This window comes from Anaeromyxobacter sp. SG17, from assembly GCF_022690695.1.
GTDB classification, from domain to species: Bacteria; Myxococcota; Myxococcia; order Myxococcales; family Anaeromyxobacteraceae; genus Anaeromyxobacter; species Anaeromyxobacter soli.
This window is the reverse complement of record NZ_JALCYX010000097.1, coordinates 1-13,279: the sequence shown is the minus strand read 5'-3', so window position 1 is coordinate 13,279 and position 13,279 is coordinate 1. Positions and strand designations below refer to the sequence as shown.

The 13,279-nt window shown below is 73.2% G+C and carries 14 protein-coding genes; 7 read left to right on the top strand and 7 right to left on the bottom strand.

Annotated elements, in window-relative coordinates; translation table 11 throughout:
• From mrdA to mreC, 3 genes are all read right to left on the bottom strand, one after another.
• A partial coding sequence (gene mrdA / locus MNY60_RS21580; RefSeq protein WP_242361826.1) for a penicillin-binding protein 2 occupies nt 1-2,077 on the bottom strand: 2,077 nt, incomplete at its 3' end.
• 6 nt (nt 2,078-2,083) lie between these two features.
• Nucleotides 2,084-2,593: a hypothetical protein gene (locus MNY60_RS21575; protein WP_242340839.1), complete on the bottom strand. Its 510-nt coding sequence runs from the start codon at nt 2,591-2,593 to the stop codon at nt 2,084-2,086.
• Nucleotides 2,590-3,465, bottom strand: coding sequence for a rod shape-determining protein MreC (mreC, locus tag MNY60_RS21570; RefSeq protein ID WP_242340838.1), 876 nt, complete (start codon nt 3,463-3,465; stop codon nt 2,590-2,592). The genes MNY60_RS21575 and mreC overlap by 4 nt, the downstream gene beginning before the upstream one ends.
• 120 nt (nt 3,466-3,585) lie before the next feature.
• Between mreC and MNY60_RS21565 the strand changes: the two genes are divergently transcribed.
• The 3 genes from MNY60_RS21565 to MNY60_RS21555 are packed head-to-tail and all read left to right on the top strand — an operon-like array spanning nt 3,586 to nt 6,384.
• Nucleotides 3,586-5,130: a peptidylprolyl isomerase gene (locus MNY60_RS21565; RefSeq protein WP_242340837.1), complete on the top strand. Its 1,545-nt coding sequence runs from the start codon at nt 3,586-3,588 to the stop codon at nt 5,128-5,130.
• A 7-nt stretch (nt 5,131-5,137) separates the two neighbouring features.
• A complete protein-coding gene (locus MNY60_RS21560; RefSeq protein ID WP_242340836.1) occupies nt 5,138-5,737 on the top strand; it encodes a nucleoside triphosphate pyrophosphatase in 600 nt (199 codons plus the stop codon).
• Nucleotides 5,738-5,742: 5 nt separating this feature from the next.
• A complete protein-coding gene (locus MNY60_RS21555) occupies nt 5,743-6,384 on the top strand; it encodes a YggS family pyridoxal phosphate-dependent enzyme (RefSeq protein WP_242340835.1) in 642 nt (213 codons plus the stop codon).
• Between the two features lie 18 nt (nt 6,385-6,402).
• Here MNY60_RS21555 and MNY60_RS21550 read toward each other — a convergent pair whose 3' ends face one another.
• A complete protein-coding gene (locus MNY60_RS21550) occupies nt 6,403-6,624 on the bottom strand; it encodes a hypothetical protein (protein WP_242340834.1) in 222 nt (73 codons plus the stop codon).
• A gap of 337 nt (nt 6,625-6,961) precedes the next feature.
• Here MNY60_RS21550 and MNY60_RS21545 point away from each other — a divergent pair, with 337 nt between their 5' ends.
• From MNY60_RS21545 to MNY60_RS21535, 3 genes are all read left to right on the top strand, one after another.
• Entirely contained in the window at nt 6,962-7,705 is a 744-nt protein-coding gene (locus MNY60_RS21545) for a DUF3108 domain-containing protein (RefSeq protein WP_242340833.1), read from the top strand.
• 74 nt (nt 7,706-7,779) lie between these two features.
• Nucleotides 7,780-9,459 (top strand): glycoside hydrolase domain-containing protein, encoded by a 1,680-nt coding sequence (locus MNY60_RS21540; RefSeq protein WP_242340832.1) that lies wholly within the window; start codon nt 7,780-7,782, stop codon nt 9,457-9,459.
• An 11-nt stretch (nt 9,460-9,470) separates the two neighbouring features.
• Nucleotides 9,471-10,238: a DUF3108 domain-containing protein gene (locus tag MNY60_RS21535; RefSeq protein ID WP_242340831.1), complete on the top strand. Its 768-nt coding sequence runs from the start codon at nt 9,471-9,473 to the stop codon at nt 10,236-10,238.
• A 22-nt stretch (nt 10,239-10,260) separates the two neighbouring features.
• Here the strand turns inward: MNY60_RS21535 and MNY60_RS21530 are convergent, their stop codons facing one another.
• The 3 genes from MNY60_RS21530 to MNY60_RS21520 all read right to left on the bottom strand — a co-directional run bounded on the left by MNY60_RS21530 (nt 10,261) and on the right by MNY60_RS21520 (nt 12,765).
• Nucleotides 10,261-10,614 carry a hypothetical protein gene (locus tag MNY60_RS21530; RefSeq protein WP_242340830.1) on the bottom strand — a complete coding sequence of 118 codons (354 nt, stop codon included), beginning with the start codon at nt 10,612-10,614 and terminating at the stop codon, nt 10,261-10,263.
• A 319-nt stretch (nt 10,615-10,933) separates the two neighbouring features.
• Nucleotides 10,934-11,452 carry a DUF507 family protein gene (locus MNY60_RS21525; RefSeq protein ID WP_242340829.1) on the bottom strand — a complete coding sequence of 173 codons (519 nt, stop codon included), beginning with the start codon at nt 11,450-11,452 and terminating at the stop codon, nt 10,934-10,936.
• Nucleotides 11,453-11,835: 383 nt separating this feature from the next.
• Nucleotides 11,836-12,765 carry a class I fructose-bisphosphate aldolase gene (locus MNY60_RS21520; protein WP_242340828.1) on the bottom strand — a complete coding sequence of 310 codons (930 nt, stop codon included), beginning with the start codon at nt 12,763-12,765 and terminating at the stop codon, nt 11,836-11,838.
• Between the two features lie 190 nt (nt 12,766-12,955).
• Between MNY60_RS21520 and MNY60_RS21515 the strand changes: the two genes are divergently transcribed.
• Entirely contained in the window at nt 12,956-13,255 is a 300-nt protein-coding gene (locus MNY60_RS21515) for a DUF2795 domain-containing protein (RefSeq protein WP_242340827.1), read from the top strand.
• Nucleotides 13,256-13,279 lie beyond the last annotated feature (24 nt).

Below are 13,279 nucleotides of genomic sequence, written 5' to 3'. Positions count from 1 at the left end.
CGATCTTCACCGCGCCCGGCGACGCGAGCGGCGCCGCGACGATCTGCGCCCCGGCGGGGGTCGCGCCGGGCGCGGCGACCGGGACCGGCGCGGGGGTCGGCCCCGGGACGGCGCTCGCAGGCGCAGCGGCGGGAGCGGCGGCCGCGTCCGTCGGCTGGACCAGCGCCACCCCGGCGCGCTCGGCGGCGTCCTGCGCCTTGAGCTCCATCCACTTCTTCACGACCGCCATCGCGGTCGGCGCGGCGTTGGTCGAGCCGAAGCCCGAGTGCTCGTTCAGCACCACCACCACGATCTCGGGATCCTCCGCCGGCGCGAACGTCGCGAACCACGCGTGGTCGCGCTCGAAGTAAGGCACCTGCTCGGCGCGCATGCGCTTGCCCATCTTGACCACCTGGGCGGTGCCGGTCTTGCCGGCCGCCGTGAACTCCTTCGGGCGCTGCCAGTAGGCGGTGCCGAACGGCTCGTTGACGGCGGCGAGGAGCCCCTTCATCACCGTGTCGCGGGTGGACTGCTTGATGTTGGGGCGGCTGCGCTCCTGCGGCGCGAACTCCTGCAGGACCTTGCCGTCGGCGTCCTCGACGCGCAGGACGACCTGGGGCTTCCACACCTTGCCGGTCGCGAGCGCGCCGTAGAACACGACCTGCTGGATCGGCGTGACGTTCACGTCGCCCTGGCCGATGGCGAGGTTCACCGGCATGCCCTTCTGGTAGCCGCCGCGGATGTGCCGCTCGTGCCAGGCGACGTCGGGGACGAGGCCCGGCACCTCTCCCTGGACCCCGAAGTCCGTCGGCACGCCGAGCCCGAACTCGTGCGCCCACTTCGCGATCGCGTCCGCCCCGAGCCGGGCGCCGGCCTCGTAGAAGAAGACGTCGCAGCTCGCGCCGAGCGCGTGCTCGAAGTCCACGGCCCCGTGCCCGGTCTCCTTGTCGCAGCGCCAGCGGTGCGAGCCCATCTTGAAGTAGCCGGGGCAGTTGATCGTCGTGTTGGGGCGGTAGAGCCCCTCCTCCAGCGCGGCGATCGAGGTGAGCGCCTTGAACGTCGAGCCGGGGTGGTAGTGCTGCTGGATGGCGCGGAAGAGCTCGGGCTGCAGCGGGTCCGAGTGGATGGCGGCGAGCTCCGCCGAGGTGATGCGGCCGGACATCTTGTTCGGGTCCGGCGCGGGCCGGTCGACGAGCGCGAGCAGGAACCCGGTCTTGGCGTCCATCGCGAGGACCACGCCGGCGGTCGCGGGGAACACCTGCTCCGCGAACTCCTGCAGCCGCCAGTCGATCGAGAGCACGAGGTTGTGCCCCGGCACGCTCGGCACGACGCGCTGGTCCTCGGGGATGAGGCCCTCCGCGTCCTCCTTGCGGCGCCCCTTCGCGTCGACGGGGACGCGCTCCTTCCCGTCGATGCCGCGCAGCTCGCGCTCGAACTTCCGCTCGAGGCCGCGCCGGCCGGTGTAGTCGCCGAGCAGGTACGGCGCCTGGCCCGTCCCCGAGCGCTGCACCTCCTCGTTGAGCCGCTTCAGCTCGTCGGGGCCGGCCTCGTTCATGTAGCCGATGAGGTGACCGCCGAGCCCGGCGTACCGGTAGTTCCGGTGCGGGATCGGCTGCACGTCCACGCCCGGGAGATCCATCTGGTGCGCGAGGAAGCGGTCGAGCTCCTCGCGGGCGATGTCGACCTTCACCGTGAACGGCCGGAACCGCTCCAGCTTGCGCGCGCCGCCGAGGAGCCCGCGGGAGCGCTCCACCTCCTCGGGCGTCATCGAGAGCATGGCCGCGAGCCGCGCGAGGACCTCGTCGCACTGCTTCCCGCAGAAGTAGGGCGTGAGCGTGACGTCGTACGAGGGGCGCGAGTCCACGAGGATGCGCCGGTTGCGGTCGAGGAAGTGGCCGCGATCCGCCGGCTGGCGGATCTCCTTCACGAAGTTCTCCTCGGCCTTCTCCTTGTACTCGTCCCCCTGCAGCACCTGCAGGTGGTAGAGGCGCCCCACGAGCGTGAGGAACGTGAGGACGGCGAGCCCGGTCGCCCAGGCGAGCCGCGGCCGGAAGTCCTTCTGCGCCGCACCGGGCGCGCTGGGAGGGATGATCGACATCGCGTGTCAGCGGAGGAGCCCGTGCTCCTCGCGGTGGAACAGCCGGTCGACCCGGCGGAGTCCCGGGTAGAGCAGCGGCGCCGCGGCCGCCGTCAGGAGCGCCTCGAGGAGCATGCGCGGCACGAGCCCGAGGCCGGGCGCCGACTCCGGGGCGGAGGTCAGCCGAGTGAGGACGAGCGCGCCGAGCGAGATCACGAGGGCGCCGCCCCCGGAGAGCAGCGCGAACCCGCCCCGGCTGCGCACGTCGACGGCCGCGTTCACCGCGCGCGCGAGGACGAAGAGGAGCACCGCGAGGAAGGTCATGAGCCCCTTCGGCGAGCCGGTCACGAGATCGAGCACGTAGCCGATCCCGGCCGCGCCCACCGAGCCCTCCACGTTCCCCCCGTGGAGGCCCAGGTAGACGACGCACGCGGCGAGGAGCGCCACGGAGAACGCGCCGCCGCCCACCCAGCGCAGGACGGCGGACTGAAGCGCGGCGATGGCCAGCGCGAACAGGACGTGGGCGAGCGGCTTCACTGTGGGTTTCCGGGGGCGTAGGCGGCCGGGAGGACCTCCGCGGTCCGCTCCCAGGCGGTGACCACGAGGACCTCCTCGATGCGCGTCACGTCCACCGACGGGACGACGCGCGCCTCCTGGAACAGGCCGTGCTGGTTGCGCTCCAGCTTCGTCACCTTCCCCACCGGCAGGCCGCGCGGGAACACGCCGTCGGTGCCGGACGTGACGAGCGAGTCGCCCTCGATCATGTCCTCGACGCGCAGCGCGTAGTCGAGCTTGCACGCGTCGGGCTTGCCCATGCCGCGCACGTTCGCGCGCGCGCGGGTGCGGTCGACCACCGTCGCGATGGAGCTGTTGCGATCGGTGAGGACCAGCACGTCGGCGGTGTGCGCGGAGACGCCGTGGACACGCCCCACCACGCCCTCGGCGACGACGACCGGCATCATCCGCTCGATCCCCTCCTCGGTGCCGCGATCGACGGTGAGGAGCTGGAGCCCGGCGGGCGCGAGCCGCACGCCCACGACGCGCGCGCCCACGTACTTCCGCGCGGGCGACTCCTGCGCGAACGCGAGCAGCTTGCGCAGCCGCTCCACCTCCGCGCGCTCCGAGAGGAGCTGCTGGCGCTCCATCTTGAGCAGGTCCACTTCGCGTGAAAGATCGTTCGCCTTCTCGCGGGCGTGGCGCAGCGCGAGGTAGCCGTCCCAGGAGCGCAGCCCCCCGGACACGGCCCAGCCCACGCTCCGCTCGACGGGCGTGATGAGCCACAGGATGGCGCGATCGAGCTTCGAGCGCTCGCTCGGCTTCCTCGCGTGCGCGAAGTAGACACCCAGCGGTACGACGAGCAGCACCGCGACGAGGATGAGCTCGCGGTACCGCCTCAGCAGTGCGAACACGGACACTCCGGCGGGGGCAGAAACCCTTGCATTTTAGCCCCCTTCGACTAGGGTGTTCAACCTTCCGGCGCCCCCTCCCACGCGGGGCTGCCGACCTACAACAACGCGGAGCACCGGTTCATGCTGGAAGGGCTGCGAGCAAACAAGGGCGGCATCATCACCTGGATCTTCCTGGGCGCGATCATCGTCGTGTTCGTGATCAGCTTCGGCCCCGGCAGCCTCAGCAAGGGCGGGTGCCGAGGTGCGGGCGCCTCCTACGCCGCGAAGGTCAACGGGAAGACCATCCCCGCGGTGGAGTGGGAGCGGCAGTACGGCCAGCTCTACAACCTCTACCAGTCGCAGATGGGTGGCGGCTTCACCCGCGAGCTCGCCGCGCAGCTCGGCGTGGCCGACCAGGCCCTGAGCCAGCTCGTGGATCGGGAGCTCGTGATCCAGGAGGCGAAGCGCCGGGGCGTCCTCGTCTCCGACGCGGAGCTCTCGAGCGGCATCCACGCGATCCCCGCCTTCCAGCAGAACGGCGCGTTCCACTTCGAGACCTACGAGGCCGCGGCGCGCCAGAACTTCGGGTCGCCCGCGAAGTTCGAGGCGTGGTACCGCGACCAGCTCCTCTACGGCAAGATGCTCGCCGTGGTGGGCGAGGACGTGAAGGTCTCCGACGCCGAGGTCAAGGAGGCGTGGAGGATCGACGCGGACAAGCTCGCCCTCACCTTCGTCAAGTTCCCGCTCGCCGCGTTCCAGGCGGAGGCGAAGCCCTCCGACGCGGAGGTGAAGGCCTTCGCCGAGAAGGAGGGGGCGCGCATCGAGCAGTTCTACAAGGACAACCCGGCCCGCTTCGACCAGCAGAAGAAGGTCCGCGTGCGCCACGTCCTCGCGCGGGTGGGCCCCGGCGCGGACGACGCCGCCGCCAAGAAGAAGATCGAGGAGGCCGCCGCCCGCGTGAAGAAGGGCGAGGACTTCGGGAAGGTCGTGGCGGCGCTCTCCGACGACGAGGCGACGAAGGCCCGGGGCGGCGAGCTCGGCTTCGTGACCGAGGGGCTCTTCGACGAGGCGTTCGCGAAGGCGGCCCTCGCGCTCGAGCAGGGCAAGGTGTCCGAGCCCGTGCGCAGCGCGTCGGGCTGGCACCTCGTGCAGGCCGAGGAGGTCGTCCCGGCGAAGAAGGTCTCGCTGGCCGACGCCCGGCCGGAGATCGCCCGCGAGCTCCTCGCGCAGGAGCGCGCCCGCAAGGCGGCCGCGGACCGCGCCCAGGCGGCCCTCGCCGCCGCCCGCGGCGGCAAGACGCTCCCCGCGCAGTTCCCGAACGCGAAGCCCCTCACCGTCGGCGGGCAGCCGATCGTGGCCGAGGAGACCGGCACGTTCACGGCGTCGAGCCCGTTCGTCCCGAAGCTCGGTCCGGCGGCCGAGATCATCGGGGCCGCGCGCGCCGCTCGCGCCGGCGAGGTCCTGCCGAAGGTGTTCGAGGTCCCCTCCGGCCCGGTCGTGGCGGTCGTCACCGCCCGCGAGACGGCCGACGAGAAGGCGTTCGAGGGCGCGCGCGAGCAGGTGTCGGCGCGGCTGCGCAACCAGAAGGAGGCGCAGGTCGTCTCCACCTGGCTCGAGACCCTCCGCAAGGGCGCCAAGATCGAGCGGAACATCGAGCTCCTGGGGAGCGCCACCGCCGCGCGGTAAGGCCTCCATGGCGCTCCGGCTCGTCCTCGCATCCCAGAGCCCGCGCCGCCGCGAGCTGCTCGCCCAGCTGGGCGTGCCGCACGAGGTGCTGCCGGCGAACACGGACGAGTCCGTGCGCGCCGGCGAGCCGGCGCGCGAGTACGTCCTGCGCGTCGCCCGCGAGAAGGCCCGCGCCGTGCCCGGCGAGCTCGTGCTCGCGGCGGACACGGCGGTCGTGCTCCGGGGCGAGGTGCTCGGCAAGCCGCGCGACGCGGAGGACGCGCGGCGCATGCTCGGCGCGCTCTCCGGGAGCGCGCACGAGGTGCTCACCGGCGTCTGCGTCCGGCGCGTCGGCGCCTCCGGCGCGACCGAGGTCGAGGCGGTGGTCTCGACCGCCGTGCGCTTCGCCCCGCTCGACGAGGCCGCGATCGCCTGGTACGTCGGGACCGGCGAGCCGCTCGACAAGGCCGGGGCCTACGCCATCCAGGGCGCCGGCGGGGCGTTCGTGCTGAGCGTCGAGGGCAGCGTCTCGAACGTCGTCGGGCTCCCGCTCGCGGAGACGGCCGAGCTGCTCCGCCGCGCCGGCCACCCCCTCCCCTGGGACGCCCCCGCGGACGCGGAGGGGTGAGCGCCGTGGGGATCGCCGAGAACCTCGCCCGGCTGCGCGCGGAGCTGCCCGCTCACGTGACCCTCGTCGCGGTGTCGAAGACGCAGCCCGCGGCCGCCATCCGCGAGGCGTACGCGGCCGGGCAGCGCGACTTCGGCGAGAACTACGCGCAGGAGTGGCGCGAGAAGGCGGAGGCGCTCACGGACCTCGCCGAGCTCCGCTGGCACTTCATCGGCGGCCTGCAGACGAACAAGGTGAAGTACCTCGCCGGCCGCGTCGCCTACGTGCACACCGTCGATCGCGCGGAGCTCGCCCGCGAGCTCTCCCGCCGCTTCGCCCAGAAGGGCGCGGTCGCGCGCGTCTTCCTGGAGGTGAACACGGGCGGCGAGGCGTCGAAGGCCGGCTGCGCGCCGCGCGAGGCGCCCGCGCTCGCCGCGGCGATCCGCGCGCTGCCCGCGGTCGAGCTCGTCGGCGTGATGGGCATCCCGCCGCCCGACGACGACCCGCGGCCCCACTTCCGGGCGCTCCGGGCGCTGCGCGACGGGCTCGGCCTCGCCGAGCTGTCGATGGGTATGAGCGGGGACTGGCGCGTGGCGGTCGAGGAGGGCGCGACCTTCGTGCGGGTGGGCACGGCCATCTTCGGGGTCCGGCCGCCCAAGGGCGCCTGAGGCGGCGCCGCCCCGCCGTCAAACCACCTTGAGGCGCAGGCGCCCGGAGTCGCTCACCGCGACCCGGAACTCCTGTCCGCAGTAGAAGCAGCGGACCTCGTCGCCGTGGCCGAACCCGTCGTCCCACGGGTTGTTCGCCGAGCAGTCCGGGCAGTCGAAGTCTCCGAACCGGCGCGTCCTCCCCGCCTCCGCGCTCGCGGCCGGGACCTCGTCCTCGTCGTAGCCCGCGTCGAACGGCATCGCGCTCCCTCCTCCTCGCGGGGGTGGTGCCGCCACCCGCGCCGGACCGGCCGGCGTGGGCGAGCGTACGCCAACCCGGGGCGGGCGTGCGAGCGAGCGCCAGGGGCACGATGTAGGACTGCCCGTTCACGGGCCGGGGAATAGCGGGACCGGGCGCTCCATTGTAAGCAATGCGTCAAGCGCTCCGCGCGGGAGCGTGCCGGAAACCGACACCCCTGTCGCGGCCTGGCCCCACGTTCGCGTCGGCGGCTTGCATTTTCGGGCTACACGAAGCTGGCATCTCGCTTGCTGAACCTCCGCGCGCCGCGCGGTCTCAGACGCGGAGACGGGAGAACCCTTGCACGAGCGCCTCGCCACCCTCGCAGTCGTCGCCCTCCTCGCCGCCCCCGCGAGCGCGCAGGGGTTCTCTCCCGGCGAGGAGACCGTCTTCCGGATCACGTACCTCAGCCTCCCCACGGGCGAAGGCAGGATCGTGGTGGGGAAGCCGGAGGGAGACATCTGGCCGGTGGTCTTCCAGGCGAAGACGCAGGGCGTGGCGGGCCTCGTGGACATCCGGGAGCACCTCGTCAGCTACTGGGACGCGCGCACGAAGCTCACCCGCGGCTCGGACCTCAAGGCCTACGAGGTGGGCGACTTCCACCAGGACAGCGCCCGCTTCGACCGCGTGAGCCGGAAGGCCACCGTCACGGTGCAGCGCAAGGGCAAGCGGAAGGAGCAGACGATCGAGGTCCCGGCGAACGTCCAGGACCTCACGAGCGCCTTCATGTGGCTGCGCCTGCAGCCGCTCGAGGTCGGCCGGCGCTACGACGTGCCCGTCGCCTCCGGCACCCACCAGTTCACGCTCGTCGCGGAGGTCGTCGGGCGCGAGCGGGTCGAGACGCCTGCTGGCGCCTTCCCCACGATCAAGGTGAAGATCCGCACCGCGCTCGAGGGCAAGTTCTCCACGAAGCGCGACTCCTGGATGTGGCTGTCCGACGACGCGCGGCACGTGCTCGTGCGCGCCGAGGCGGACTTCGCGGTGGGCAGCATCGTCGCGGAGCTGAGGAGCTACACTCCGGGCGGAGAGGTCGCGGCGCGCTGATCCGCGCCGGCCGGCGCACCCCCCGGCCGAGGCGCGCGTTGCATCGGCCGCCAGCGCGGCGCACCTTCGCGTGGATGCGCGCGGCTCTCCTCCTGGTAATCCTCGCGGCGTGCGCCGGCGGCGCGCCGGCCCGCTCCTGCGCGTCCGAACGGCCCGAGGCCCGCCCGGGCCCGCCGGTCGAGCTCGGCGTCGCGAGCGGGCTCGAGAAGCTGCGGCCCGCGGATCCCGTCCCGCGGGACCGGGAGATCGTGCTCGAGGCGGCCCGGGGCGAGTGCGAGTCCGCCCAGATCGCCGTCCGCGGCGCGCGGCCGATCGCGGCGCTCTCCGCCGAGGCGCGGCCGCTCGCCGGCCCCGGCGCCGTTCCCGTCACGCTCTACCGCGTCGCGACGCTGTCCCTGCCGCGCGGGTCCGGGCCGGAGGGGGAGCCGGGGGAGTGGCCGGATCCTCTCGTCCCGGCGCGGGATCCCTTCTTCGGCGAACCGCGCCGCGCGTTCCCGGTCGCGGTGCCGGCGCGCCGGCTCCAGGCGATCTGGGTCGAGGTCTGCGTCCCCGAGGGCGCGACGGCGGGCGAGTACCGGGGCGAGGTGCGCGTGCGCGACGGAGCGCGCGCGCTCGCGGCGGTCCCGCTGCGGCTGCGCGTGTGGCCGTTCACGCTGCCGGCGACCGGCGCGTTCACGGCGGCGTTCGGGCTCCCCACCCGCGTCGGCACGCGCGCCCTCGGCAAGCCGGACGACCCGGTGCTCGCGCGCGCGCTCGCGGCGGCGCTCCAGCGCCACCGCATCTCGCCGTACACCCTGTCCGCCGATCCGCCCGACGGCGAGTGCACCGCGCGCCGCTGCGCGCTCGACTGGGCCCGCTTCGACGCCGAGGTCGGACCGGTGCTCGACGGCACCCTCGTACCCGGCGTGAAGGGCACGTTCGCCGAGGTGCGGATCGCGGCGAAGGTCTGGGATGGGCCCGAGGCGGATCTCGCCGCGACCCTCCGCGCGTGGAAGCGCCACTTCGACGCGCGCGGCTGGAGCGATCGCCTCTGGCTCTACACGCTCGACGAGCCCCGGCCCGAGCAGCTCCCCGAGCTGCGCCGGCGCGCGCGGCTCGCGCACGAGGCCGGGATCCGGGTGTTCGCCACCCTCGCGCCCGACCCGGCGCTCTCGGGCGCCGTGGACGCGTTCGCGCCGAACCTCACGCTCGCCCCCGAGCGCGCGGGGCGGGACGAGCACGTCTCGTTCTCCTACGCCTCCTGCATGTCGCACGGGTGCGACGAGATCCCGCCCTCCGGCCGGAGCCGCGCGACGATGCTGCGCGAGTTCCGGGGCTGGCCGGGCTACGCCATCGACCGCCCGGGCACGACCGCGCGCGCGGTGGCCTGGCTCGGGTGGCGGCGCGGCCTCGCGGGCGAGCTGTACTACGACGTGCTCCACGCGTGGGTCGATCGCGATCCGTGGAAGGACGTGCGGGCGTTCGCGGGGAACGGCGACGGCACCCTCCTCTACCCGGGCCTGCCGGGGGAGCTCGGCGGCGAGCACGGGTTCCCGGTCGAGTCCATCCGGCTCAAGATCATCCGCGACGCGCTCGAGGATCTGGAGCTCCTGCGGCTGGCCGAGGCCGCCGGGCTCGGCGAGCTCGCGCACGCGACCGCGGCGAAGCTCGTCCCGAGCGCGCGCGGGTTCGAGCGGGACCCTCGCCGGTGGCTCGCCGCGCGCGCCGCGCTCGGGGACGCGCTCGCCCGCCTCGAGCTCCGCGCGAGGCGCTGAGGATCCTCGACGTGCTCGCGCCGCTCCTGGCCCTCGCCCTCGCCGCCGCGCCGCCGTGCGCGCTGCCGCCGCTCGCGGACGGCGAGCGCCCCTGGCGCACCGGCGAGACCCTCGAGCTCGAGCTCGACGTGCTCGGCGCCGTGAAGGCCGGGCTGCTCCAGCTCAGCGTCGAGCGGCCCATGTCGGGGGGCCGCATCGTCCCCCTGCGGGCGCGCGCCCGCACGACGGCGGCCTTGGCGAGCATCCGGAGGTTCGTCGGCGTGGGGCTCTCCTGGGTGGACGCGGCGACGCTCCTCCCCGAGCGCTACCGCGACGACATGGACGAGAACGGCGTGCGGAAGTCGAGCGACGCGCGGATGCCGGGCGACGGGCGGGTCACGATCGCGTACCGCCAGGGCGACCGGGAGAGCGAGGCGCGCTTCGACGCGGCGGGCGAGGTGCTCGACGCGCTCTCCGCCCTGTACTACCTGCGCGCGGCGCGGCTCGCGCCGGGCGACCGCTTCTGCTTCGACGCCGTCGCCAGCCGTCGCCTGTGGCACCTCGAGGGGACCGTCGCCGCCGAGCGCGAGGCGGTGGAGACCCCGGCCGGCCGGTTCGAGACGTTCCGGGTGGACGCGCTCGCGCGGCGGGCGGATCGTCCCGAGGCGCGCCCGCGGCCCGTTCACCTCTGGTTCACGCGGGACTCCCGCCGGCTGCTCGTCGCGGCGGTCTCGGAGATCGAGCTCGGCCCCGTGCGCGCCCAGCTCGCGGCGGTGCGCGGCACGCGCGCCGCCCGCTGAGCGCCGAGCGCCGAGGGGCGCGTCACATCCGCGCCGCCACCTGGGCGAGCCGGCGGCGCACGCTCGCGAGCGCCGCCCCGAGCCGCTCGATCCGGTCGATCGGCCCGCCGCCGAGCGCCAGCGAGAGGACGCGCTGCTGCGACGGCTCCGCCTCCGAGAGCGCCTCCTCGATGCTCGCGACGTAGGTCGCGATGGCTGCGAGCGCGCCGCGCGCCTGCTCGAGATCGTCGTCGAGGAAGTCGAGCACGACGTGCTCCCGCGCCGCGCGACCGGCGAGCCGCGCGCGGAGGGATTCCACCGCCCGGCGGCCCGCGGCATCCGGGCCAGGGACGACGCGCTCCTCGTCGACGACCACGACTGCGCTCTGACGCGGCATCCCCCGATGGTAGCGGGGCGATATCGCCGGTCAACTTTGCGGCGAGGGCGCGGACGTCACCGGCGGTGGACGTCGCTCATCCCTGCGTGAAGTCCGCTCCGGAGGCGCGCGTACGACACACCGCCGCTTGCGCAACCGTCACCGCTTTCGCGCGACTCATCCGCGAAGCAAGGGCTCGAGAGGCACACGAGACCGGAGGCGAGACGGGCACCCGCAGCGAGGCGCGCCGAGGCGTACTGCCTCCGTACGCCGCAGGCGCAACGAGCGAGGACGCCCGTCGCAGCCCCGGTATCGTGCGCCGCGCTGGAGAGAGGTAAAGCTAGATGAGGCCGCGGGAGCGGCGGAGGAGTTCTACCGTCTTCTGATACTCGACGTCCCAGGCGCTCGTCCCCTCCTGCAGGTGCTTCAGGCGGGCGCGCGCCTCGCGATCGATCTCCTCGTCGACGTCGAGGTGCTTCTTGAAGATGTTGAAGACCTTCTTCCGGAGGGAGTGATCCTCGGAATAGACCTCCTCGACGTTCCGCGAGATGAGGAGGAACTCGATCATCTGGCCGATGACGTACTCGATCCCCTCGTCGCCCATCTTGAAGCCGCGGACGTCGGCCATCTCGCGCTTCACCTGGGTGAACCGGGAGTGATCGTAGCCGCGGCGCTCGAGGGCCTCGCGGGTCGCGGCGTTCACGCGCTCCTCGGCGGCGAGGTACTCCTTCATGATCGCCGCCATGTCCATCTCGGCGTCGGCGATGCGCAGGGTCTCGACCTCGATGTCGCCGTCCTGCATGAGGGTCTGGATGACCTCGCGGGCGATCGTCGGGATGACCTTGGGGTAAAGCCGCATGGAAGTTCCTCGCCTGGACGGCCGCGGACCGCGCCGCGGGCCGAGTGCCGTTGCGAAGACCGCGAAACAAAAGGTAAAGCCGTATAAACCCCGGCCGCCAGGGGTGGCAAGAAAAAAAGGCCTCGGCTGCAGCATGGTTCCACGCGATCTGCGGCCTCGCCACCCGCCCCCTCGGGCTCGTCCCCTCACGGGCCCGTAGGGTTCGGCGACGCTCCGCGCGGCGTCGCGCCGGAGCGGTGACGCCCGGCCAGGAGCCGCCCCGGAAACGGCGAGGGCGGCGCCCCTCCAGGCACCGCCCTCTCGATCGCACGCCGCCGCTCGCCCCCGCCCCGCTCACTGCGCGTGCGCCGCGCACGGCGCGGAGCGGAGGACGGCCGGCCGCGCTAGCTCAGGTAGATCTTCTGCACGTCCGAGAGGAGCTTCAGCGCCTCGGCGCGCGGGCGCTGGAAGGCGTTGCGGCCCATGATCGAGCCGAACCCGCCGCCTTCCTTGATGCCGCGGATCTCGTTCAGCACGTCCTCGGTGCCCTTCGCCTCGCCGCCCGAGAAGATGACGATGCGCTTGCCGTTGAACGCGGACTGCACGACGTGGCGCACGCGGTCGGCGAGGGTCTTCGTCGGGATCTGATACTTCTCGTAGACCTTCTTCGCCTCCGGGTGCTCGACGAGGTCCTTGGGGGGCTTCACCTTGATGATGTGCGCGCCGAGCTGCGCCGCGATCTGGGCGGCGTAGGCGGCGATGTCCACGGCGGTCTCGCCGTCCTTCGACACGCCGGAGCCGCGCGGGTAGCTCCACACCACCACCACCAGGCCGGCCGCCTTGGCCTCCTCGGTGAGCTCGCGCAGGTGCTCGTACTGGGAGTTACGCGCGTCGGAGGCGGGGTAGATCGTGTAGCCGATCGCGGCGCAGCCGAGCCGCACCGCCTCCTTCACGGAGCCGGTGACCGCCGAGATGGGCGCGCCGCCGAGCTTCGAGAGCGAGTCGGAGTTGTTGAGCTTCAGGATCGTCGGGATCTGGCCCGCGAACTTCCGCGCGCCGGCCTCGATGAAGCCGAGCGGCGCCGCGTAGGCGTTGCACCCGGCGTCGATGGCGAGCTGGAAGTGATAGTCCGGATCGTAGCCCTCCGGGTTCGGCGCGAACGAGCGGGCCGGACCGTGCTCGAAGCCCTGGTCCACCGGGAGGATCACGAGCTTGCCGGTTCCGCCGAGCGTGCCCGTCATGAGCAGCCGGTGCAGGTTGGCGAGGGTCCCGGGGCTGTCGCTCTGATACCAGGACAGGATCTCTTTCACTCGCGTGGTGGTTCGCTCCGGCATTTCGATTCTCCCAGCAGGACGTGAGGGTTCGGGGTTCTCTAGGACGACGCGAGCTCCAAGTCGACGCGCAATCTAGAGAGCGCTGCGATGGGGTGGCAAGGGGAAAAGCCTCCGCCCGCTCGGCCGGCGCGGTGGCCGGTCCAAACCGGGCTGCGCAGCTTTGGAGTGAACCCCCGAAAAGGAAGGTCCCATGGCGCGTGGAGTCGGCGAGCGGCCGGAGCGGAGCCCGGCGGCGATCCTGTCCGAGGTCGAGTACCCCATCTCCCGCGATGATCTCGCTCAAGCGGCGGCGGAGAGCGACTCTCCAGCGGACGTGATCAACTTCCTCAGATCGCTGCCCGAGCGGATCTACACGAGCCCGAACGACGTCATGCGCCAGTTCGGCGAGGCGGGGGCGCGGTTCGGGCTGTTCTCGACGAACGTTCGCCATCGCGGCGATCTGGGCAAGGAGGCGGTCGAGACGGGGGCGGCGCCGACCAAACATCCGTAGAGACGGGGGGCTGCGCCCCCCGCC

Bases quoted from the DNA above. Each gene is read 5' to 3' on its own strand.
- MNY60_RS21565 (WP_242340837.1), top strand. From the start codon at position 3,586: ATGCTGGAAGGGCTGCGAGCAAACAAGGGCGGCATCATCACCTGGATC.
- MNY60_RS21560 (WP_242340836.1), top strand. From the start codon at position 5,138: ATGGCGCTCCGGCTCGTCCTCGCATCCCAGAGCCCGCGCCGCCGCGAG.
- MNY60_RS21550 (WP_242340834.1), bottom strand. From the start codon at position 6,624: ATGCCGTTCGACGCGGGCTACGACGAGGACGAGGTCCCGGCCGCGAGC.
- MNY60_RS21540 (WP_242340832.1), top strand. From the start codon at position 7,780: ATGCGCGCGGCTCTCCTCCTGGTAATCCTCGCGGCGTGCGCCGGCGGC.
- MNY60_RS21530 (WP_242340830.1), bottom strand. From the start codon at position 10,614: ATGCCGCGTCAGAGCGCAGTCGTGGTCGTCGACGAGGAGCGCGTCGTC.
- MNY60_RS21525 (WP_242340829.1), bottom strand. From the start codon at position 11,452: ATGCGGCTTTACCCCAAGGTCATCCCGACGATCGCCCGCGAGGTCATC.
- MNY60_RS21520 (WP_242340828.1), bottom strand. From the start codon at position 12,765: ATGCCGGAGCGAACCACCACGCGAGTGAAAGAGATCCTGTCCTGGTAT.
- MNY60_RS21515 (WP_242340827.1), top strand. From the start codon at position 12,956: ATGGCGCGTGGAGTCGGCGAGCGGCCGGAGCGGAGCCCGGCGGCGATC.